The following is a 22,078-nucleotide window of genomic DNA, read 5'->3' as shown; positions in this document are numbered from 1 at the left end:
GAGGTGTAACACGATGCCGAATAAGCGGTTAATGCTATTACTTCTGTGTATTATCATATTGGTGGCTATGATTGGATTTTCGCTGAAGGGCGGCCGCAATACCACCTGGCCTGAGAAAGTGATCGGCGATACGACGGGAGTATTTCAAAATATTTTTCATACGCCTGCCGAATTTTTTGCAGGAATATTTGAGAACATCAATGATTTAAAAAACACATACAAAGAAAACGAGCGTCTAAGAGAAAAACTTGACGGACAGACACAATATGAAGCCAAGCTTCAAGAGCTTGAAGAAGAAAACAAATCCTTGCGTGACGAGCTTGGCCATGTCAAATCGATTAAAGATTACAAGCCGATTTTAGCAACGGTCATCGCCAGAAGCCCTGATAATTGGGCCAAACAGGTCACCATTAACAAGGGGACTCAGCAAAACGTAGCGAAAGATATGGCCGTTACAAACGAAAAAGGCGCATTAATCGGCAAGATCAAAAGCTCCGGACTTAACAATTTTACGTCTACTGTTCAGCTTTTAAGCGATACTGACCGCAATAACAGAGTCGCGACAAAAATTTCCGGAAAAAAAGGCAGCAAAGGCTACGGCTTGATCGAAGGATATGACAAAGAGAAAAAACGTCTTAAGATGACAATTATTGAGCGTAAGGATAAACAAGACGTGAAAAAAGGCGATCTTATTGAAACATCAGGGACAGGCGGTGTTTTCCCAGAAGGGCTGACAATCGGTGAAGTGACTGATATCGAGTCAGATTCCTATGGACTAACGAAGGTTGCTTATGTAAAACCTGCGGCTGACCTTACAGATTTAAATAATGTGATCGTTGTAAACCGTGACGTGCCGACTGTCGATACAGAGGAGGAAGGATCGTGAAACGTTTCCTTCTCCCTTTCGTTATGATGCTTGTTTTTTCTGCGGAAAGCATTTTTACAGATTTGGTGCATTTTCCTTTCGTTACAGATGACCAAGTGCTCGCCCCGCGTTTTTTGATGCTTGTATTGATATTCATGTCGGCTTTTATCAACCAAAAACACGCGATGATTTACGGATTTATTTTTGGTTTTCTATATGACATGAACTATACAAGTCTATTAGGCGTTTACATGTTTGGTTTTGCAGGGCTATGCTATTTGGCTTCAAAAGCGTTTAAAGTGTTGCATACAAACGCATTTGTAGTGATATTGATAGCAGTTCTGGCTGTCTGTCTGCTCGAATTTTACGTATTCGGCATTCAGTCTTTGATTCATAAAGACATTATGACGTTTAACGGATTTGTGCTTGACCGGTTTATACCGACAATTTTATTAAATATTGCAGCAGCTCTTATTCTTGTTCTGCCATTTAGATTGTTTTTTATGAGTCTAAAGAAAGAATTGAGAGATGAGTAAAAAGGATTTTATCTTTTTTTGACGAAATGAGTATGTTGTTGAGGTGAATATTGTGAAGACCAAAAAGCAGCAATATGTAACAATAAAAGGAACAAAGAATGGACTAACATTGCATCTGGATGATGCGTGTTCTTTTGATGAGCTTCTCGATGGTCTTCAGAATATGCTGTCAATTGAACAATATACCGATGGAAAAGGCCAGAAAATCAGCGTTCATGTTAAGCTGGGAAATCGCTTTTTATATAAGGAGCAAGAGGAACAGCTAACCGAATTGATTGCGTCAAAGAAAGATTTGTTTGTTCATTCTATTGACAGTGAAGTCATTACTAAAAAAGAAGCACAGCAGATAAGAGAGGAAGCCGAAATTATTTCTGTTTCAAAAATTGTCCGTTCAGGCCAAGTGCTGCAGGTAAAAGGCGACTTGCTCCTGATCGGTGACGTGAATCCCGGCGGAACAGTCAAGGCCGGAGGGAACATTTTTGTTCTGGGCTCACTGAAGGGAATCGCGCATGCTGGATTTAATGGAAATAATCAAGCGGTCATCGCCGCCTCTGAAATGCTTCCGACACAATTAAGAATCAATCATGTGTTAAATCGCTCCCCAGACCACATTCAAAAAGGGAACGAAATGGAATGTGCTTATTTAGATACAGACGGAAATATGGTCATTGAACGCCTTCAACATTTGGCTCATTTAAGACCTGATCTAACAAGGCTTGAGGGAGGAATGTGAATTGGGTGAGGCTATCGTAATAACTTCGGGAAAAGGCGGAGTAGGTAAGACAACAACATCTGCGAACCTCGGTACCGCCTTAGCCATTTTAGGGAAGCGCGTATGCTTAGTAGATACTGATATAGGACTGCGCAACCTTGATGTTGTAATGGGTCTTGAAAATAGAATTATTTACGATCTGGTAGACGTTGTAGAGGGCAGATGCAAAATGCATCAGGCGCTCGTAAAAGACAAACGTTTCGATGATCTGCTCTATTTAATGCCCGCTGCTCAAACGAGCGATAAGACAGCTGTTGCTCCTGAACAAATTAAAAACATGGTCCAAGAGCTCAAACAGGAATTTGACTATGTCATCATAGACTGTCCTGCCGGAATCGAGCAAGGGTACAAAAATGCCGTTTCCGGAGCTGATAAAGCGATTGTGGTCACTACGCCTGAAATCTCAGCTGTTCGTGATGCTGACCGTATTATAGGACTGCTGGAGCAAGAGGAAAATATTGAACCGCCGCGGCTCGTTGTTAACAGAATCAGAAATCACCTGATGAAAAACGGTGACACGATGGATATCGACGAAATCGTACAGCATCTGTCGATCGATTTGCTCGGAATCGTGGCTGATGATGATGAAGTCATCAAAGCTTCCAACCATGGTGAACCGATTGCGATGGACCCGAAAAATCGCGCTTCTATTGCATATCGCAATATTGCCCGCCGCATCTTAGGTGAATCTGTTCCTTTACAGGTGCTTGAAGAGCAAAATAAAGGAATGATGGCTAAGATTAAGTCATTTTTCGGAGTAAGATCTTAATGTGATAGAATCAAAGAGAAGAATCTGACAAAGCATATGCTGTGTCAGGTTTTTTTTGTTTTTGCCTGCTTTGTTCTTGACTAAACCGAATATTTGCCATGGACAAGACATATGATGTACAAACCCAACGAATGCAAAGGATGATGGCAATGAGTCACAGAGCAGATGAAATCAGAAAACGATTAGAGAAAAGAAGAAAGCAGCTTTCCAGCTCAAAGCGTTTCTCTACTCAGACAGTTTCTGAAAAGCAGAAACCCCCGTCCTGGGTGATGGTAACGGATCAGGAAAAACATGGAACACTCCCGGTATATGAAGATAACATGCCAACATTCAACGGAAAACACCCATTGGTGAAAACAGATTCAATTATCCTGAAATGTCTTCTGTCGGCCTGCCTTGTTCTCGTTTCAGCTATAGCCTATAAAACAAACATTGGACCCGTTAGTCAGATTAAACCCGCTGTAGCCAAAACCTTTGAAACTGAATTTCAATTTGCCTCAGCAAGCCATTGGTTCGAAACCAAATTCGGAAATCCGCTTGCTTTCCTGGCTCCTGAACACAAAAATAAGGAGCAGCAGATTGAAGTAGGCAAAGATCTGATCGCGCCTGCATCCGGGAAAGTACAGCAGGATTTTCAGGACAATGGGGAAGGAATTAAAGTCGAAACAAGCAGCGATAAGATTGATAGTGTAAAAGAAGGCTATGTGGTTGAAGTCAGCAAAGACAGCCAGACGGGACTGACGGTTAAGGTGCAGCATGCTGACAACACCTATAGTATCTATGGCGAGCTCAAAGATGTGGATGTTGCTTTATATGATTTTGTGGATAAAGGCAAAAAGCTCGGTTCGATTAAGCTTGATGATCATAATAAAGGGGTCTATTATTTTGCCATGAAAGACGGCGATAAATTTATTGATCCAATTCAGGTGATTTCATTTGAATAAATGGCTCGACCTTATCTTAAAGATCCATGTGCATCCTTTTCTTTGGATTATCGCGGCGCTGGGCTTGCTCACAGGCCATATGAAAGCATTATTTTGTCTGCTCCTGATTGTATTGATTCATGAGCTGGGGCATGCTGCTCTGGCTGTGTTTTTTTCTTGGAGAATCAAGCGTGTTTTTTTGCTGCCGTTTGGTGGAACGGTCGAAGTGGAAGAGCACGGGAATCGGCCTTTAAAGGAAGAGTTTGCGGTCATTATTGCCGGCCCTCTTCAGCACATCTGGCTTCAGTTTGCCGCCTGGATGCTTGCAGAAGTCTCAGTGATTCATCAGCATACCTTTGAACTCTTCACCTTTTATAATCTTTCTATCTTATTTGTCAATTTACTGCCGATCTGGCCGCTGGATGGAGGAAAACTGTTATTTTTGTTGTTTTCCAAACAGCTGCCTTTTCAAAAGGCTCACCGGCTTAATCTAAAAACGTCGCTCTGCTTCTGCCTGTTGCTCGGGTGCTGGGTTTTATTCGTGATTCCTCTGCAAATCAGCGCATGGGTTTTGTTTGTCTTTCTGGCTGTTTCCTTATTTGAGGAATATCGGCAAAGGCACTATACCCATGTGAGATTTCTCCTCGAAAGGTATTACGGAAAAAACAGGGAGCTTGAGAAACTTCTGCCGCTGACAGTAAAGGCGGAGGATAAAGTCTATCATGTGATGGCCGAGTTCAAACGTGGCTGTAAGCATCCGATTATTATAGAAAAATCAGGCCAAAAGCTCAGCCAGCTTGACGAGAATGAAGTGCTGCACGCTTACTTTGCCGATAAGCGGACGAATTCTTCCATGGAGGAACTGCTTCTGCCCTACTAAAACTGATTGACAAACGCCTTGTATTTTGGTATATTTTTTAATGTTATGGATGTAGCACCATTGCTACAACCGCTCAGTACAGGTGTTAAGAGCTTTTACAGCCCCCTGGTATCTGGCGAGTCTTAGTCTAATAGGAGGTGCAGAGAATGTACGCAATCATTAAAACAGGCGGTAAACAAATCAAAGTTGAAGAAGGCCAAACTGTTTACATCGAAAAACTTGCTGCTGAAGCAGGTGAAACAGTTACTTTTGAAGACGTTTTGTTTGTTGGCGGAGACAACGTGAAAGTCGGCAACCCTACAGTTGAAGGCGCAACAGTAACGGCTAAAGTTGAAAAACAAGGCCGCGCGAAAAAAATCACTGTTTTCAGATACAAACCAAAGAAAAACGTTCATAAAAAACAAGGTCATCGTCAGCCTTACACTAAAGTGACGATCGAAAAAATCAACGCGTAAGCATGATTCAGGCAACAATCAGAAGGTCTCATGATAAAGGCATATTGTCTTTTGAAATGACGGGCCATGCGAATTTTGCTGAACATGGACAAGATCTTGTTTGTGCCGGAGTGACAGCCGTTGTGTTTGGAGCCGTTAACGCGGTCATTGTGCTCGCGGGCTTCGAGCCGCTTCTTGATATAGGGGAGGACGGGGGTTATTTTTATTTTGAATTCCCTGAATCTCTTGATCCAGAGGCACGCCAAAAAGCTCAGCTGCTGATTGAAGGCATGATTGTTTCGCTGGAGACAATCGAACGGGATTACAAAGACAACTTGCGTGTGACCACAAACATAATATAGGAGGTGAGCTACATGCTTAGATTAGATCTTCAGTTTTTCGCTTCTAAAAAAGGAGTAGGTTCTACAAAGAACGGACGTGACTCTGAGGCTAAACGTTTAGGTGCTAAACGTGCTGACGGTCAATTCGTAACAGGCGGTTCTATCCTTTACCGTCAACGCGGAACAAAAATTTACCCAGGTGAAAACGTGGGCCGCGGCGGAGATGACACTCTATTTGCGAAAATCGACGGAACTGTTAAATTCGAACGTTTCGGCCGTGACCGCAAAAAAGTGAGCGTATATCCTGTAGCTCAATAATGATTCAAAAAACTCCGGTCGATGATGACTGGAGTTTTTTTTGCAATATGCGGAGTAAACACCTAGAATGAAATGCAGAGTATGTGCGAGCAGACCCCGCCAAGAATGAGAATAAACATCTCAAACCCACTGGATATGTTCCCCAAGCAGTAATACATAAAATGTTCTGCCTGGCTGCAAATCAACCAAAGCCAGAAAAAAGGAACATGATATTTCTGGGAAAAACAATTGTTTTTCTAACAAAGCCTTCTCTGTTATAATTCATAATACACACTTATACAGACTCCTAAATAAGAAATTAAATGATTGGGAGTGCGAAAATGAAGGATGTTTCAAAAAATCAAGAAGAAAATATAAGCGACACGGCATTAACAAACGAACTGATTCATCTGCTTGGCCATTCCCGGCATGATTGGATGAATAAGCTGCAGCTGATTAAAGGAAACTTAAGCTTGCAGAAGTATGACCGCGTCTTTGAAATGATTGAAGAAATGGTTATAGACGCAAAGCACGAATCAAAGCTCTCAAACCTGAAAACACCGCATTTGGCGTTTGATTTTCTTACGTTTAATTGGAAAACCCATTATATGACGCTTGAATATGAAGTTCTCGGAGAAATTAAGGATTTGTCAGCTTATGATCAAAAGCTGGCGAAACTGATGAGAAAGCTGTTTCATCTGTTTGATCAAGCAGTCAGCAGAGAGAGTGAAAATCATTTAACGGTTTCGCTTCAAACGGATCATCCTGACAGACAGCTGATTCTGTACCTTGATTTTCACGGCGCCTTTGCCGATCCATCTGCTTTTGATGATATTCGGCAGAATGGATATGAGGACATTGATATCATGCGTTTTGAAATCACGAGTCACGAATGTTTGATTGAAATTGGGTTGGACTAGCGGAGTTTTTAACGGTTTAGAACGGAGGACATTATGTTTGTAGATCAGGTCAAAGTATATGTAAAAGGCGGCGACGGCGGCAACGGTATGGTTGCGTTTCGCCGTGAAAAATATGTGCCGAAAGGCGGCCCTGCCGGCGGTGACGGAGGTAAGGGAGGAGACGTCGTTTTTGAAGTAGATGAAGGTCTCCGCACCCTGATGGATTTTAGATACAAAAAACACTTTAAAGCGATTCGCGGCGAGCATGGCATGTCCAAAAACCAGCACGGACGAAATGCTGATGATATGGTCATTAAAGTTCCGCCGGGCACCGTTGTGACAGACGATGATACAAAACAGGTCATCGCTGATTTAACAGAGCACGGACAGCGGGCTGTCATTGCAAGAGGCGGAAGAGGCGGAAGAGGGAATAGCCGCTTTGCTACACCGGCTAATCCCGCGCCTCAGCTTTCAGAAAACGGCGAGCCGGGAAAAGAACGCTACATTGTTCTTGAATTAAAAGTGCTTGCAGATGTCGGACTTGTCGGGTTCCCGAGTGTGGGAAAATCTACTTTGCTGTCTGTTGTCTCATCTGCAAAACCGAAAATTGCGGACTATCACTTTACAACGCTTGTCCCGAATCTCGGCATGGTTGAAACGGATGACGGACGCAGCTTTGTCATGGCTGATTTGCCAGGACTGATTGAAGGCGCACACCAAGGCGTCGGACTTGGCCACCAGTTTTTGCGCCATATTGAACGGACAAGGGTTATTGTTCACGTCATTGACATGTCGGGCTTAGAGGGCCGCGATCCGTATGAGGATTATCTTACGATTAACCAGGAGCTGAGCGAGTACAATCTGCGTCTCACTGAGCGTCCGCAAATTATCGTTGCAAATAAAATGGACATGCCGGAGGCTGCGGAAAATCTCGAAGCCTTTAAAGAAAAGCTGACGGATGATTATCCGGTATTCCCGATCAGTGCGGTGACAAGAGAAGGTCTGCGTGAGCTTCTGTTTGAAGTCGCCAATCAGCTTGAAAACACACCGGAGTTCCCGCTGTATGACGAGGAAGAGCTTACACAAAACCGTGTCATGTACACGATGGAAAATGAAGAAGTGCCATTTAACATTACACGCGATCCAGACGGTGTATTTGTGCTTTCAGGAGACAGCCTTGAGCGGTTATTCAAGATGACTGATTTCTCACGTGATGAATCGGTTAAACGGTTTGCAAGACAGATGCGCGGAATGGGTGTTGATGAAGCACTCAGAGAACGCGGAGCCAAGGATGGAGATATAATCAGGCTTCTGGAATTTGAATTTGAATTTATTGATTAATGAATGTTGGCTGAAAAGAGAGCCTGGTGTCAGGCTCTCTATTTTAAAGGGGGGATGCAAATGAAAGAGGAGACATTTTATCTTGTCCGTGAAGATGTATTGCCCGATGCAATGAGAAAAACATTGGAAGTCAAAAAGCTGCTTGATCGAAAAAAAGCAGATTCAGTAGCAGATGCCGTTCAAAAGGTCGATTTAAGCAGAAGTGCGTTTTATAAATACAGGGATGCTGTTTTTCCATTCTACACCATGGTAAAAGAACAAATTATCACACTTTTCTTTCATTTAGAGGACAGGTCAGGTGCGTTATCTCAGCTTCTTCAGGCGGTAGCTGATTCTGGAAGCAACGTTCTTTCCATTCATCAGACCATTCCGCTTCAAGGCAGAGCAAATGTGACACTGTCTATCAGTACGTCGGCAATGGAAGAAGACATTCATACATTAATGAATAAGCTCAGGAAGTTTGATTTTGTAGAAAAGGTTGAAATATTAGGTTCAGGTGCATAAGGGAGAGAAAATCGTCATGAAAGTCGGTTATTTAGGTCCAGCAGCTACATTTACACATCTAGCAGTCAGTTCTTGTTTTCAAAACGGCGCCGAACATGTTGCTTACCGCACCATTCCGGAGTGTATAGATGCAGCCGTTGCAGGCGAAGTTGATTTTGCTTTTGTTCCTTTGGAAAATGCATTAGAAGGATCTGTTAATCTAACAATAGACTATTTAATACATGAACAGCCCTTGCCAATCGTGGGTGAAATGACGTTGCCGATTCATCAGCACTTGCTCGTCCATCCCTCAAGAGAGAATGCATGGAAAGAGCTCGACAAAATTTACTCGCATTCACACGCGATTGCGCAATGCCATAAATTTCTCCATCGACATTTTCCTTCCGTTCCATATGAATACGCCAATTCTACCGGGGCGGCAGCAAAGTTTGTCAGTGACCATCCCGAGCTGAATATCGGGGTCATTGCCAATGATATGGCAGCTTCTACATACGAATTAAAAATCGTGAAACGGGATATACAGGATTATAGGGACAATCATACAAGATTTGTTATTCTGTCTCCTGATGAAAACATATCTTTTGAAGTGAATTCAAAATTGAGCTCTAGGCCCAAAACGACCTTAATGGTCATGCTGCCGCAGGATGATCAGTCCGGGGCGCTGCATAGAGTGCTGTCTGCATTTTCTTGGAGAAATTTAAACCTGTCAAAAATTGAGTCACGTCCGACTAAAACCGGATTAGGCCATTATTTCTTTATTATTGATATTGAAAAAGCGTTTGATGATGTATTGATTCCAGGGGCCATGCAGGAGCTTGAAGCGCTCGGCTGCAAAGTGAGGCTTCTTGGTGCATACCAGTCTTACCAATTATAAAAAAAGCCCACTAGAGGGCTTTTTTTAGTCTTTAATTAAAATGCCGGCTTCTTCGAGGGCTTGGCAGGCTAGATCGATGCGATGTTCATCAGGTGCTGTCAATGTATGCAGGTGCACGCCGTCGGTCAGCTGTGATAAGTAGGCAGCATTCGTAGAATTGATTTTTTTGATGAAATGGCTAACTTCTTTCCGGGTGCCTACTTGGATGGCTGCAGTTAAATCTCCATATACGGGATGCTCGATTTTTACGTCTTTTACTGTAACGCCTTCGTCGACGATGAGCTGCAGTTCCTCTTCTGTCCGTTCAGGACCGTGCAGACATGCTATGATTCTTTCTGCCTGCTGGTGCTGCTGAGCGGCTGCATCCAAGTATACATATCCTTGGCTTGTGGCGATAATCGGTACATTTTTCGCTTTCAAGAGGGATATATCCTGTACAATAACCTGTCTTGAAACGTTCGCTTTTTTTGCGAGTTCTCCTCCTGTCAGCGGTGATTTAGATTCCTTCAGCCACAGAAGAAGCTGGTCACGCCTGTTGGCGCCCATTAGCTTTAATTCTTCGGTCAATATCATATTCTCCTTTCTTTTGTTCCCAAAGCACTGTAAACGTATGTAATAACTGTTCCAGCTGTTCAGCTGTTGTATGCCTGCCAAAAGAGATGCGGATAAATTGCAGAGCTTCTTGTTCGGTTTTTCTTAATGCTTTCATTGTTTCAGACGGACCGTGGTAACCTGCAGAACAAGCGCTGCCGGTTGAAATGCAAATATTACTCCGATTACATTCTAACATAACATATTGTCCTTCAAATGAGTGAAAAAAACACCCTATAATATGCGGAAGACATTCTGCTTGCGAAGTGTCTGCCGCAAGGGTTACAGGGAGAGACCGAATACGGATTTGGTCTAGAAAGTATGTTCTTAATGCCTCATTGCGGGATATCTGTTTTTCCATTTCGCTTACGATCAATTCTGCAGCGGCAGTGAAGGCACCGATCCCGGGAACATTTACGGTGCCGGCTCTGAATCCGTATTCGTGAGTAGTCAGAGGATAAACGGGTTTCCAAGGGACATCCGGCCGGATATAGACCGCCCCTACTCCTTTAGGACCGTGGATTTTATGGCTGGACATTGAAAGTGCATCTACTCCCAGATTTTTTGTATTGATCGGGATCTTTCCAAACGTTTGAACAGCGTCGCAATGAAGAAGAATCCCCTTATTGTGCAGGTATGAAGACAGGCGTTGAATGGGCTGAATGATCCCGGTTTCAGAATTTGCATGCTGAATAGATACAAGGCCTGTTTCCGGCCGGATATGGGCTAGTAATATTTCCTCGGTAATAAGCCCGTATTCATTCGGTTCAATGACTGTTACATCATATCCCTGCTGTTCCAAAAAAGCAGCGCAATTATGAATGGACTGATGCTCCATGGCAGTCGTAATAAAATGTCTTTTCGTTTTTGGCAGGCCGTTTAGCAATGATTGAATGGCCAGAAAATTGGATTCAGTGCCGCCGCTTGTAAAATAGATGCCGCTTGCTTCTCCGCCAATGATGTTGGCGATTTTTTCACGGCAGTACTCCAGTATGTGCTTTGCTTTTCCTCCTGCATCATGCAGGCTGCTGGCATTTCCGTACATATCCATACTAAGGTTCTGATATACAGTAAGGGCTTCCTCACAAATAGGCGTTGTCGCTGCATAATCTAAATAAATCATCCGGTCTTCCTCCATCCGTTCTCCATAAAAAACTCTTGAGTTTATTTTATCCTTGTGTAAATATAGGTGTCAAGACAGGTGTAAACAACAGGAGGATGGCATATGTCTAAAAAGACGATTGCAGTCATCGGTTCAGGGGCGGCGGCACTTTCCTTAGCTGCAGCTTTCCCGCCCTCATACGAAGTGACTGTTATCACAAAAAAAAGCGTTAAAAACAGCAATTCTGTCTATGCACAAGGCGGGATTGCTGCGGCCTATGCAAAAGATGACTCGATTGAAGCCCATCTGGAGGATACGTTATACGCAGGGTGCGGCCATAATAATCTAGCTATTGCAGCAGACGTTTTACATGATGGAAAAATGATAGTTCAAAGCCTATTGGAGCGTGGATTTCCATTCGACCGCAATGAACGAGGCGGTGTTTGTCTTGGAAGAGAAGGGGCCCACTCATACAACCGCATATTTCATGCAGGCGGAGACGCAACAGGCAGGCTGCTTATCGATTATTTGCTCAAACGGATCAACAGCAAAATCAAGTTAATCGAGAATGAAATGGCAGCAGATTTGCTTATAGAGGACGGACGATGTATCGGCGTCATGACAAAAGACAGCAAAGGGCAGCTCAAGGTAAGGCACGCAGACGAAGTTGTGCTGGCTGCCGGCGGCTGTGGAAACCTGTTTCTTCACCATACGAATGATCTCACTGTCACAGCTGACGGTCTTTCTCTGGCTTACCGGGCCGGGGCGGAATTAACGGATTTGGAGTTTACTCAGTTTCACCCGACACTGCTTGTGAAAAATGGTGTTTCCTACGGGCTTGTTTCAGAAGCTGTCAGAGGGGAAGGCGGATGTTTAGTAGACGAAAACGGCCGCAGGATTATGGCTGAACGGCATCCTTTAGGTGACCTGGCTCCAAGAGATATTGTCTCACGGGTTATTCACGAAGAAATGGCAAAAGGAAATCGCGTTTATATAGACTTCAGTGCGATTTCTGATTTTGAAACGCGTTTCCCTACCATCACCGCTATTTGTGAAAAAGCAGGGGTTGATATTCACAGCGGAAAAATTCCTGTTGCTCCGGGAATGCATTTCTTAATGGGAGGTGTTTCAGTTAATCGCTGGGGAGAAACGACAGTGCCGGGACTTTATGCGATTGGCGAGACAGCATGCTCTGGTTTACATGGAGCAAACCGACTTGCAAGCAATTCTTTATTGGAAGCGCTGGTATTTGGAAAAAGGGCAGCAGAGCATATTATCCAAAAACCGGTTTATAACAGGCAATATCAATCAGGGCTAGAAACCAGTGTTGTCTACGAGGTGCCGGATATAGAGATGCATGAACTGCAAAGCAAAATGACAAGCCACATGTCTATTCTGCGGGAACAAAGCAGTTTGATTGAGCTTAGCATCTGGCTTCATACGCTGCCTTTTCAGGAAGTGAATGTGAAGGATATCACAATTCCGCAGCTGGAGCTTTCTCATCTATGGCAAGCTGCAAAGCTGATGACGTTTTCTGCGCTTTTGCGGGAGGAAAGCAGAGGGGCTCACTTCCGCACCGATTTTCCTCATGCTGAGGTGAGCTGGCAAGGAAGACAAATTGTCCATACAAAAAAAGGAACGAAGATCAGAAAAAACGAGGGGATTTGGAACAATGAATCATTTACAGCTGAAAAAATTACTGAATCACTTTTTTCTTGAGGATATTGGGACAGGGGATCTTACATCGCAGTCTATTTTTGGAGAACAGAGCTGTGAAGCGGAGATTGTTGCAAAGTCAGAGGGTATTTTTGCAGGAGCAGCGGTGATAAAAGAAGGCTTTTCGTTATTGGACGAAAATGTTCAAATCATTTTACACAAAAAAGATGGGGACATGTTGCATAAAGGTGAAGTGATTGCCGAGTTACACGGTCCCGCAGCTGCGCTCCTTTCAGGAGAGCGGGTCGTATTAAATCTTATTCAGAGGCTGTCAGGAATTGCGACAATGACAAGAGAGGCTGTTCGGTGTCTGGATGATGAACAGATTAAAATTTGTGACACGAGAAAAACAACACCGGGGCTCAGAATGCTGGAGAAATATGCTGTCAGAGCCGGCGGCGGGTATAATCATCGATTCGGTTTGTATGACGGCATCATGATTAAAGATAATCATATCGCAGCATGCGGTTCTATTTTAGAGGCGTGCAAAAAAGCCCGTCAGGCCGCAGGGCACATGGTAAATATCGAGGTGGAAATTGAAACGGAGGGACAGCTGCGGGAAGCAATTGCAGCTGGCGCGGATGTCATTATGTTTGACAACTGTCCGCCTGATACGGTCCGTCATTTTGCAAAGCTCACACCGGATCATATAAAAACTGAAGCCTCCGGCGGGATTACGTTAGAATCTTTGCCTGCTTTTAAAGGGACGGGTGTGAATTATATTTCATTAGGATTTCTGACTCATTCCGTCAAAAGTTTAGATATCAGCATGGATGTTACGTTATCAAATGAATCTGTGGAGGAATGCCGTTATGTCAATTCTTGATGTGATCAAACAATCGAATGATATGATGCCCGAAAGTTATAAAGAACTATCGAGAAAGGATATGGAAACGCGCGTTGCCGCCATTAAGAAAAAGTTCGGCAGCAGTCTCTTTATACCAGGCCATCATTATCAAAAGGATGAAGTGATACAATTTGCTGACCAAACAGGCGACTCCCTGCAATTGGCCCAAGTAGCGGAAAAAAACAAAGAAGCGGATTATATCGTATTTTGCGGCGTTCACTTTATGGCAGAAACCGCCGATATGCTGACAAGCGAGCAGCAAACGGTCGTCCTGCCAGATATGAGAGCTGGATGTTCTATGGCTGACATGGCTGACATGCAGCAGACCAATAGGGCATGGAAGAAGCTTCAGCATATATTTGGAGATACGATCATACCTTTAACTTATGTGAACTCCACTGCGGAGATCAAGGCATTCGTCGGAAAGCATGGCGGAGCAACTGTGACTTCTTCGAATGCGAAAAAAGTGCTTGAATGGGCGTTTACACAGAAAAAAAGAATTTTATTTTTGCCTGATCAGCATTTAGGGAGAAATACGGCTTATGATCTGGGCATTGCGCTTGAAGATATGGCTGTGTGGGACCCGATGAAAGATGAATTAGTAGCTGAATCCGGGCATACGAATGTGAAAGTGATTTTGTGGAAAGGGCATTGCTCTGTTCACGAGAAATTCACCACTAAAAATATCCATGATATGAGAGAGCGAGACCCCGACATTCAGATCATTGTGCACCCGGAATGCTCACACGAAGTCGTGACACTAAGCGATGATAACGGATCAACGAAATATATTATCGACACAATCAATCAGGCTCCGGCGGGAAGCAAGTGGGCAATCGGGACAGAAATGAATCTTGTTCAGCGGATCATTCACGAGCATCCAGATAAACAAATCGAATCACTCAACCCTGACATGTGCCCTTGCCTGACAATGAACCGAATTGATTTGCCGCATTTGTTGTGGTCGCTGGAACAAATTGAAAAAGGAGAACCTTCAGGCGTCATCAAGGTGCCAAAAGCCATTCAGGAAGATGCACTCCTTGCCCTGAATCGAATGCTTTCGATCACGTAGATCAGAAATATTTTCCCTTCCTTTACTCATAACTTCTTTTGTTCAGGCATATGTTGTGAAGAAACATATTGTAATCACAGCTGAACTGTTCACGTTTTGCATAGGAGGGGAAAACGTTGAAAATCCATATCGTTCAAAAAGGCGATTCGCTCTGGAAAATAGCTGAAAAGTACGGAGTCGATGTTGAGGAAGTGAAAAAACTCAATACACAGCTTAGTAATCCAGACTTAATCATGCCTGGAATGAAAATAAAAGTGCCGTCAGAAGGAGTCCCGGTCAGAAAAGAGCCAAAAGCGGGCAAAAGTCCTGCGGCCGGGAGTGTGAAGCAAGAACATCCATATGCGAAAGAGAAGCCTAAATCCGTTGTCGATGTAGAAGACACAAAGCCGAAAGAAAAGAAGTCCATGCCGTATGTCCCGCCGATGCCTAATTTGCAGGAAAATGTGTACCCTGAAGCTGATGTGAACGATTATTATGATATGAAACAGCTTTTCCAGCCTTGGTCGCCTCCTAAACCGGAGGAGCCGAAACAACATCATGACGGAAATATGGATCATATGTATCATATGCAAGACCAATTTCCACAACAGGAGGCTATGAGTAATATGGAAAATGCAAATTATCCGAATATGCCTAATATGCCAAAGGCGCCAGAGGTAGGCGGTATAGAAGAGGAAAACGTTCATCACACAGTTCCGAATATGCCGATGCCGGCTGTTCAGCCTTATTATCATTATCCGGCTCATTTCGTACCGTGTCCGGTGCCTGTTTCGCCAATTCTTCCAGGATCAGGATTATGCTATCCGTACTATCCGGCACAGGCTTTTCCAATGCATCCGATGCATGGATACCAGCCAGGCTTTGTATCGCCTCAGTATGACCCGGGTTATGAAAACCAGCATCATGAAAACAGCCATCACGGACATTACGGTTCATACGGTGCGCCGCAATACGCATCTCCGGCTTATGGATCTCCGTATGGACATATGCCGTATGGCCCTTATTACGGCACTCCCCAAGTAATGGGAGCATACCAGCCTGCTGCGGCTCATGGTTACATGCCATACAAAGATCATGACGACTGCGGCTGTGACGGTGATCATCAGCCATATTTCTCTGCACCTGGCCATTCGGGAATGGGAGCTTATGGAAGCCCTAATATGCCATATGGCACAGCTAACCCAAATCCAAACCCATATTCGGCAGGAGTTTCTATGCCAATGACGAATCAGCCTTCTGTAAACCAAATGTTTGGCCGGCCGGAAGAAGAAAATGAGTGATCGTTCGGAACGATGTAAATCGTTCCTTTTTTTGTTTTCAAGCAGATCACTGCCAAATGGAGAGAACTGACACGCTTAATATGCCCCCCATACGCACATGATAAAAGCGAGCAAACATGCTCAATTCGTCCACGGGGGGTTTTTCCATTGGGTAAAAAAATGACGATCGCTAGCTTGATTCTAATGACAGCCGGCTTAACAGCATGCGGAGCAAACGATAATGCTATGAATGATACGCGCAATAACGGCAATACCCGTCCAATCGGATATTATACAAATGAAAATGACGCCGATAGACAGGGAGACGGAATCGACCACGATGGTCCTGTTTCTGAATTAATGGAGGATCAGAACGACGGTAACCGAAACACCACGAATGTAAATAACCGTGACCGTGTTACTGCTGACGATCGTGTTCCTTTGGCAACTGACGGAACATATAACAACACGAATAACCGAAACATGAATCGGAATGCAGCGAACAACGGGTATGACAACCAAGAAAACAGAAGACTGGCTGCAAAAATTGCCAACCGTGTGAAACAAGTGAAAAACGTCAATGACACACAAGTTATGGTATCGGATGACCGAGTAGTTATCGCAGTCAAAAGCCACAGAGAGTTCACAAAGTCTGACAGAGATAATGTCGTAAAAGCAGCGCGCAACTATGCAAATGGCCGTGACGTCCAAGTATCAACAGATAAAGGGCTGTTCAGAAAACTTCATAAAATGAACAACCGCTAGGAAGGAAGGGCTGCCGGAAGTGATATTCGGCAGCCTTTTTCTTTGCATCAGCGAACAATTCCCATTAAAGTGTACATAGAAAATGTAAAAGAAGGTGAAAACATGGCAGGCCATTCCAAGTGGAAAAACATTCAAAAAAGAAAAAATGCACAGGATGCAAAGCGCGGCAAAATATTTATGAAGCTGGCAAAAGAAATCTATGTGGCAGCGAAAGAAGGCGGAGCGGATCCAGAAGCAAATTCAGCATTGCGTCTTGTCATCGAAAAAGCAAAAGGCGCCAATATGCCGAATGAAAATATAGATCGGGCCATTAAAAAAGCTGCGGGAGGCCAAGATGGAAGCAGTTATGAAGAAATCACCTATGAAGGCTACGGCCCTTCAGGGATTGCCGTCATGGTTGAATGCGTAACAGATAATAAAAACCGAACGGCGTCAAATGTGCGGACAGCCTTTAATAAAAATGGCGGAAGTCTGGGAGAAAGCGGATGTGTAGCCTTTTTATTTGAACGGAAGGGTTTCATTACGATAGACCGCACTGAACGGCAAATAGAAGAAGATGAGCTCATGCTTGATGTGCTTGAAGCAGGAGGAGAAGAGCTTCGAATTGAAGAAGACCTATACGAGGTTTTCACAGAGCCTGAGCATTTTGAAGAGGTGAAAACAGCCCTCGAATCGAAATATCCAATTTCTTCGGCGGAGGTGACCATGCTTCCCAATACCTATGCAGATGCCGATGATCAGGCTGTTGAGAAGCTGGAAACATTAATAGACATCCTTGAAGATGACGATGATGTTCAAGAAGTGTATACAAACTATCGCTCATAAAAAACCGGCACGATGTCATATCGGGCCGGTTTTAGTAGTTCAGGAGACACGTTCACTATCATGAGTGTATTCTTTCTCCCAGAAATCAGCGTTTTTGATACCCAGCGCTTTTGGATCAAAGACCGGGTCTAAGCCCTGCTTCTTTTGGCGCTCATAATCCTTTAAAGCAAGAAGCGCCGGTTTGGCCAGCAGCACAATGGCAATGACGTTCAGCCATACCATAATGCCAAGCCCTGCATCCCCTAATGCCCAAGCAAGTGAAGCTGTTTTCACAGTACCATAGAATGTGGCGGCTAAAATAATCAGTTTTAAGCCAAGCATTGCCCATTTGCTTTCTCTGCCTCGTGCTAAATAGGCGATATTTGTTTCTGCGATGTAGTAATACGCCATAATTGTTGTAAAAGCGAAGAAGAATAAAGCGATGGCAACAAAGCCTGCACCGAATCCGGGAAGAACACTGTCAATTGCCGCTTGTGTGAAACCAGGTCCTGCTTCTACGCCTTTAAGCTGGTGAACGATAAAGGAACCATCTGCAGCCTGGGTATTGTACATGCCGGTAAACAAGATCATGAAAGCTGTAGCGGAACATACAAACAAGGTGTCAATATAAACAGAAAATGCCTGAACCAGTCCCTGCTTGACCGGATGAGAAACCTCTGCAGCGGCTGCCGGATGCGGGCCTGTTCCCTGGCCGGCTTCGTTTGAGTAAATGCCACGTTTAACGCCCCAGGAAATCGCCATGCCGATCAAGCCGCCAAAAGCGGAATCCAATGCAAAGGCGCTTTTGAATATTAATGAGAGCACAGCAGGTAATTCAGACACATTCATGACAATAATAATCAAAGACAGCAGGATATATCCAATGGCCATAAATGGAACAATCATTTGCGCCGCACTGGCAATTCGTTTGACGCCGCCAAAAATAATAAACCCTAATAATAAAACCAGACCGCACCCTGTGACGAAAGGAGAGATGCCGAATGCATTTTGGATCCCAGCCGCAATGGAGTTGGACTGTACGCCTGGCATTAGAAAGGCCATTGCAATAAGGGCAGCAGCGGCAAATAAGACGGCAAACCACTTAATGCCTAAGCCTTTTTCTATATAATAAGCAGGGCCGCCCCGATATTGACCGTCTTGTTTCACTTTGTAAATTTGAGCAAGTGTTGATTCTACAAAGGCACTCGCCGCCCCGATAAAGGCAATCGCCCACATCCAGAACACCGCACCGGGTCCGCCGAATGCAATTGCTGTCGCCACTCCCGCGATGTTTCCTGTGCCCACACGGCCGGACAGCGCAATCGATAACGCTTGGAAAGATGAAACGCCGGCTTCAGAGCTCTTGCCTTTGAACATCTGAACAATCATTTCTTTTAAATGTCGGACTTGTAAAAAACGGGTCATAATTGAAAAGGCGAATCCAATTCCCAATAAAATATAAATGACGGGCGTACTCCATAAGACCGCATTCAAACTAGCAACAAAATCTGCCATCAAGCTTCCCCCTCACTTCAAATTCGAATACATGTATAAAAAGGATTTTGGTCTAATCGAACTATTTCTACAATCGATTTGTCACATTATATGACCTGTAATTATCAATAAGAAGAGGAAGGGAAAAAGAAAAAACGCGGCGTATCGACTACGCTGCGTTTTTCTACAGAGGCAAACTTATGGCAATTGTTATAAAATCCTTCAGCAACAAATAGCCTAGTTCAGTCAAACCGTATATAAAGGATAAAGCAATCACAAAATGATTGAAATGCTTTTCATCATTTGTTCCGTTCATCTTATTCATGTTTCATCACCTCACTGACGCCTGCGGCGGTTCTTCACGGATCCAATGATCATCTTTTCGCCAATCATATGTTTCATCAGTATCAAGATGTAAAGTCTGATTGCCGATTTTCACTGTATTGTGATTGATCCACGTCACTGCTGGGCGGCTGTCTGGGTAATTCCAGTAGATTGTTCTCTTGACAAGTGTTTTTTCATTTACAAGTTCACCTCTGGCTGCATCTAAGCTCAAGGTGTTTTCGGATACATAAGTGTTTAACGTATACCTGCCTCCGGCGATTCAACCGCTTGGACGAGATTTCCTTTCGGAACGTTTTTTAGTGAAAATAACATCCAATAGATGGCGCCGCCGAAGAAGACCAGCAGGGCAAACATAATAAGCGGGATGTTGCTGCGTGTCTTAATGTGACTCTCTCCCTTTTTTTCTCTCATTTTACTATATATCGGATTCATATAATCTTTACATTTCTTTAAAATTACCTCAATAAAGCAATGATAAGATGAAATAAAGCCAATAAAGGGTGAGGGGAGACAGAAATGGAAAAAACGTATTGTCATTCCGGCGAGAAGGACCCAGAAGCGGTCTACTTAACTGTGAGAGGCTATCGAATTAAGCTGTCGCCTGAACAAATGAAACTGATTTCTGCCGTCAGAAAGTAAAAAATACATGATAAAGGCAGCCGCTTGTGCGGCTGCCTTTTTGATTTAAGAATATTTTCTTTTCCGCTGTGCGAAATGCTTTTGAAACCAATCTTTCTTATATAAAAATGCGATGATCTCCAGCCAAAAACCCGGAATCTTTTTGGGGAATATCGGTTTTTTGTAGAGTGCATGATATGCGGATTTTAAGTCGTCCCACTGCGTGCATGTTTTTGTCTGCTCAAATCTCGCAACATCAATCACCCGCACCGTCCCGGTTTCTGTCAATATCAGATTCCGCAAATGAATATCTGACGGGTTCAGTCCGGCTGCCCGGGCGTCAGAAAGCGCTTCTTCAACCTGCTGAATCATGTCATCACTGATTGCAATGCCTTTCTTCAGACAGTTATAAAAGGTTTCACCTTTAATATATTCCATGAGAATAAATGAATCGCCAGTTTCGTAAATGTCAGGATAGAATGCGGACCCGGCTAATTTTTCATAGATCGCTGCTTCTTTGACTGCTGTCGCTTGATATTCCGGAAAAAATACTTTCAGCGCCATTTTTCGACCGCCTTCTGTTAAGGCAAACACATAGGCGCTTCTTCCCTTGCCGATTAGTGTTAATTCCTCGGATTTCTCTTTGACTTTATCAAATCTGCTGTTCTCGCGGTATATGACGGAATGGGCCAGTGCCTCTGCTTTTGTCAGCATTTCATTCACCTTCTTTGCTCTATTTTATGCAGCTGTTTATAGGAAAATCATAAACTGTTCAGGAAAAAGAGCCTAATTCTAGTGTATCTGGTCTTGAAGAAGAAGGCTACTTATAAGCATGAATTGTGATAAAAGAGACATAGAACGTTTAATTTCCATTCTTGAAAAGCGCTTACAAATGGGATAGTATTAATTTTAAATAAAGCGCTTTCGTGAATGATCAAGGGGGAAGAAGCCATGACAAAACAGATTGTGACAGGGATTATCGGTGCAGGCCGCATCGGCAAACTTCATGTTCAAAATATAAGCCGGATTCCTCACATGAAAATAAAAGCAGTCTCTGACATTCAGGCAAGCCGTATAAAAAGCTGGGCCGACAGTCATCAGATTGAATACATAACCTCTGATTATCGTGATTTATTACATGATCCTGATATTGATGCTATTTTTATTTGCTCTCCTACAGCCGTACATGCACAGATGATCAAAGAAGCAGCCGAGGCGAAAAAGCATATATTTTGTGAGAAGCCCGTTAGTTTCTCTCTGGACGAAACGAGTGAAGCGCTTGCGGCTGTCCGGAAACACGGTGTAACACTTCAAGTCGGATTTAACCGCCGCTTTGATCCTCATTTTAAGAAAATCAAAACGATTGTTGAAAATGGTGAAATTGGTACACCTCATTTATTAAAAATCACGTCCCGGGACCCAGAACCCCCGAATATAGATTATGTCCGTACGTCAGGCGGATTGTTTATGGATATGTCGATCCATGATTTTGATATGGCCAGATATATTATGGGAAGCGAAGTGACGGAAGTGTATGCCAAAGGGGCGGCTTTGGTGAATCCTTCTTTTGCGGAGCTGGGTGATATTGATACAGCTGTTATTACACTGACTTTTGAAAACGGTGCCATGGCTGTGATTGATAACAGCCGCCAAGCTGTGTACGGATATGACCAGCGGGTTGAGGTTTTCGGGACGAAAGGCTCTGCAGCGGCTGACAATAGCAGGCCGACAACGGTTGAGGTGTCAACAGCTGATTTTGTGATGAAGGATAAACCGCATTTCTTTTTCCTTGAACGCTATAAGGATTCATATGAGGAGGAGATTCTCCGTTTTGCAGAAGCGATCGGCACAAACCAGGAGACTCCCTGCACCGGCAATGACGGTTTACAGGCCGGAAGGATCGCCAGAGCAGCACAGCAATCGCTTGCTTTTGGCATGCCTGTCAGCATTGAGCACACTGAAAAAATCGCTTTTTAATCTAACAGGATTACAATTCAGCAAGCTTGGGTATATACTCCATTGATACTTTA

28 protein-coding genes and 1 other annotated feature are annotated in these 22,078 nt (G+C 43.8%); of the genes, 21 read left to right on the top strand and 7 right to left on the bottom strand.

The features are described 5' to 3' along the window. Positions 1–13: 13 nt before the first annotated feature. The 9 genes from mreC to rpmA all read left to right on the top strand — a co-directional run bounded on the left by mreC (position 14) and on the right by rpmA (position 5,838). Positions 14–886 (top strand): rod shape-determining protein MreC, encoded by an 873-nt coding sequence (gene mreC, locus ACZ07B_RS05260; protein WP_003222609.1) that lies wholly within the window; start codon positions 14–16, stop codon positions 884–886. Further along, positions 883–1,401: a rod shape-determining protein MreD gene (gene mreD, locus ACZ07B_RS05255; protein WP_004398811.1), complete on the top strand. Its 519-nt coding sequence runs from the start codon at positions 883–885 to the stop codon at positions 1,399–1,401. The genes mreC and mreD overlap by 4 nt, the downstream gene beginning before the upstream one ends. A 52-nt stretch (positions 1,402–1,453) precedes the next feature. Further along, entirely contained in the window at positions 1,454–2,134 is a 681-nt protein-coding gene (minC, locus tag ACZ07B_RS05250; RefSeq protein WP_029318187.1) for a septum site-determining protein MinC, read from the top strand. A 1-nt stretch (position 2,135) separates the two neighbouring features. Then, on the top strand, positions 2,136–2,942 hold the full coding sequence (minD, locus tag ACZ07B_RS05245; RefSeq protein WP_004398624.1) for a septum site-determining protein MinD: 807 nt from the start codon (positions 2,136–2,138) through the stop codon (positions 2,940–2,942). 149 nt (positions 2,943–3,091) lie between these two features. Then, positions 3,092–3,886 (top strand): stage IV sporulation protein SpoIVFA, encoded by a 795-nt coding sequence (gene spoIVFA / locus ACZ07B_RS05240; RefSeq protein ID WP_024572736.1) that lies wholly within the window; start codon positions 3,092–3,094, stop codon positions 3,884–3,886. Next, on the top strand, positions 3,879–4,745 hold the full coding sequence (gene spoIVFB, locus ACZ07B_RS05235; RefSeq protein ID WP_024572737.1) for a stage IV sporulation intramembrane metalloprotease SpoIVFB: 867 nt from the start codon (positions 3,879–3,881) through the stop codon (positions 4,743–4,745). The genes spoIVFA and spoIVFB overlap by 8 nt, the downstream gene beginning before the upstream one ends. 57 nt (positions 4,746–4,802) lie before the next feature. Continuing rightward, positions 4,803–4,878: a sequence feature (ribosomal protein L21 leader region), on the top strand. 13 nt (positions 4,879–4,891) lie between these two features. Next, on the top strand, positions 4,892–5,200 hold the full coding sequence (gene rplU, locus ACZ07B_RS05230; RefSeq protein WP_003229668.1) for a 50S ribosomal protein L21: 309 nt from the start codon (positions 4,892–4,894) through the stop codon (positions 5,198–5,200). 2 nt (positions 5,201–5,202) lie between these two features. Further along, positions 5,203–5,541 (top strand): ribosomal-processing cysteine protease Prp, encoded by a 339-nt coding sequence (locus ACZ07B_RS05225; protein WP_003229669.1) that lies wholly within the window; start codon positions 5,203–5,205, stop codon positions 5,539–5,541. 12 nt (positions 5,542–5,553) lie between these two features. Continuing rightward, positions 5,554–5,838: a 50S ribosomal protein L27 gene (rpmA, locus tag ACZ07B_RS05220; protein WP_003222623.1), complete on the top strand. Its 285-nt coding sequence runs from the start codon at positions 5,554–5,556 to the stop codon at positions 5,836–5,838. 120 nt (positions 5,839–5,958) lie between these two features. Here the strand turns inward: rpmA and ACZ07B_RS05215 are convergent, their stop codons facing one another. After that, positions 5,959–6,081, bottom strand: a complete 123-nt coding sequence (locus ACZ07B_RS05215; RefSeq protein WP_003229671.1) for a hypothetical protein — start codon at positions 6,079–6,081, stop codon at positions 5,959–5,961. 77 nt (positions 6,082–6,158) lie between these two features. On the opposite strand from ACZ07B_RS05215, the gene spo0B reads away from it, so the two are divergent. From spo0B to pheA, 4 genes are read left to right on the top strand one after another with little or no spacing between them, the layout of a single operon-like run. Beyond that, positions 6,159–6,737, top strand: a complete 579-nt coding sequence (gene spo0B, locus ACZ07B_RS05210) for a sporulation initiation phosphotransferase Sop0B (RefSeq protein WP_014480451.1) — start codon at positions 6,159–6,161, stop codon at positions 6,735–6,737. A gap of 33 nt (positions 6,738–6,770) precedes the next feature. Continuing rightward, a complete protein-coding gene (gene obgE, locus ACZ07B_RS05205) occupies positions 6,771–8,057 on the top strand; it encodes a GTPase ObgE (RefSeq protein ID WP_003229675.1) in 1,287 nt (428 codons plus the stop codon). 60 nt (positions 8,058–8,117) lie between these two features. Further along, positions 8,118–8,561: a transcriptional regulator ThrR gene (thrR, locus tag ACZ07B_RS05200; protein ID WP_003222630.1), complete on the top strand. Its 444-nt coding sequence runs from the start codon at positions 8,118–8,120 to the stop codon at positions 8,559–8,561. 16 nt (positions 8,562–8,577) lie between these two features. Continuing rightward, positions 8,578–9,435 carry a prephenate dehydratase gene (gene pheA / locus ACZ07B_RS05195; RefSeq protein ID WP_004398512.1) on the top strand — a complete coding sequence of 286 codons (858 nt, stop codon included), beginning with the start codon at positions 8,578–8,580 and terminating at the stop codon, positions 9,433–9,435. Positions 9,436–9,459: 24 nt separating this feature from the next. Here pheA and ACZ07B_RS05190 read toward each other — a convergent pair whose 3' ends face one another. Together ACZ07B_RS05190 and nifS are read right to left on the bottom strand one after the other, a co-directional pair. Further along, complete coding sequence (locus ACZ07B_RS05190) at positions 9,460–10,002, bottom strand: transcription repressor NadR (RefSeq protein WP_160831720.1); 543 nt, start codon at positions 10,000–10,002, stop codon at positions 9,460–9,462. Then, positions 9,962–11,149 (bottom strand): cysteine desulfurase NifS, encoded by a 1,188-nt coding sequence (nifS, locus tag ACZ07B_RS05185; RefSeq protein WP_217019433.1) that lies wholly within the window; start codon positions 11,147–11,149, stop codon positions 9,962–9,964. Before nifS ends, ACZ07B_RS05190 begins: the two co-directional genes overlap by 41 nt. A gap of 102 nt (positions 11,150–11,251) precedes the next feature. Here nifS and nadB point away from each other — a divergent pair, with 102 nt between their 5' ends. The 6 genes from nadB to ACZ07B_RS05155 all read left to right on the top strand — a co-directional run bounded on the left by nadB (position 11,252) and on the right by ACZ07B_RS05155 (position 17,612). Further along, entirely contained in the window at positions 11,252–12,847 is a 1,596-nt protein-coding gene (gene nadB, locus ACZ07B_RS05180) for an L-aspartate oxidase (protein WP_217019434.1), read from the top strand. Next, entirely contained in the window at positions 12,801–13,670 is an 870-nt protein-coding gene (gene nadC / locus ACZ07B_RS05175) for a carboxylating nicotinate-nucleotide diphosphorylase (protein WP_217019435.1), read from the top strand. The genes nadB and nadC overlap by 47 nt, the downstream gene beginning before the upstream one ends. Next, positions 13,657–14,763, top strand: coding sequence for a quinolinate synthase NadA (gene nadA, locus ACZ07B_RS05170; protein WP_217019436.1), 1,107 nt, complete (start codon positions 13,657–13,659; stop codon positions 14,761–14,763). The genes nadC and nadA overlap by 14 nt, the downstream gene beginning before the upstream one ends. Positions 14,764–14,879: 116 nt before the next feature. Then, positions 14,880–16,043, top strand: coding sequence for a spore coat assembly protein SafA (gene safA, locus ACZ07B_RS05165; protein WP_029946089.1), 1,164 nt, complete (start codon positions 14,880–14,882; stop codon positions 16,041–16,043). Positions 16,044–16,190: 147 nt separating this feature from the next. After that, positions 16,191–16,787, top strand: coding sequence for a spore germination protein SgpA (gene sgpA / locus ACZ07B_RS05160; protein ID WP_003245996.1), 597 nt, complete (start codon positions 16,191–16,193; stop codon positions 16,785–16,787). A 102-nt stretch (positions 16,788–16,889) separates the two neighbouring features. Beyond that, complete coding sequence (locus tag ACZ07B_RS05155) at positions 16,890–17,612, top strand: YebC/PmpR family DNA-binding transcriptional regulator (RefSeq protein ID WP_041339264.1); 723 nt, start codon at positions 16,890–16,892, stop codon at positions 17,610–17,612. 39 nt (positions 17,613–17,651) lie between these two features. Here ACZ07B_RS05155 and ACZ07B_RS05150 read toward each other — a convergent pair whose 3' ends face one another. The 3 genes from ACZ07B_RS05150 to ACZ07B_RS05140 form a co-directional block, all read right to left on the bottom strand. After that, positions 17,652–19,106 (bottom strand): alanine/glycine:cation symporter family protein, encoded by a 1,455-nt coding sequence (locus tag ACZ07B_RS05150; RefSeq protein ID WP_017696342.1) that lies wholly within the window; start codon positions 19,104–19,106, stop codon positions 17,652–17,654. 163 nt (positions 19,107–19,269) lie between these two features. Beyond that, the gene (locus ACZ07B_RS05145; protein WP_004398683.1) at positions 19,270–19,410 is read right to left on the bottom strand and encodes a hypothetical protein; all 141 of its coding nucleotides are present in this window, start codon (positions 19,408–19,410) and stop codon (positions 19,270–19,272) included. A gap of 6 nt (positions 19,411–19,416) precedes the next feature. Then, positions 19,417–19,689, bottom strand: a complete 273-nt coding sequence (locus tag ACZ07B_RS05140; protein ID WP_217003166.1) for a DUF5412 family protein — start codon at positions 19,687–19,689, stop codon at positions 19,417–19,419. A gap of 257 nt (positions 19,690–19,946) precedes the next feature. Here ACZ07B_RS05140 and ACZ07B_RS05135 point away from each other — a divergent pair, with 257 nt between their 5' ends. After that, positions 19,947–20,069 (top strand): hypothetical protein, encoded by a 123-nt coding sequence (locus ACZ07B_RS05135; protein WP_003229707.1) that lies wholly within the window; start codon positions 19,947–19,949, stop codon positions 20,067–20,069. Between the two features lie 45 nt (positions 20,070–20,114). On the opposite strand, the gene ACZ07B_RS05130 is transcribed toward ACZ07B_RS05135, so the two are convergent. Next, positions 20,115–20,762, bottom strand: a complete 648-nt coding sequence (locus ACZ07B_RS05130; RefSeq protein WP_217003041.1) for a phosphotransferase — start codon at positions 20,760–20,762, stop codon at positions 20,115–20,117. A 237-nt stretch (positions 20,763–20,999) separates the two neighbouring features. Between ACZ07B_RS05130 and iolG the strand changes: the two genes are divergently transcribed. Next, complete coding sequence (gene iolG / locus ACZ07B_RS05125; RefSeq protein ID WP_032726305.1) at positions 21,000–22,025, top strand: inositol 2-dehydrogenase; 1,026 nt, start codon at positions 21,000–21,002, stop codon at positions 22,023–22,025. The last annotated feature ends 53 nt before the right edge of the window (positions 22,026–22,078 follow it).

This window comes from Bacillus sp. 9.4 (assembly GCF_055486415.1).
This window is presented reverse-complemented; position numbering and strand designations above follow the sequence as displayed.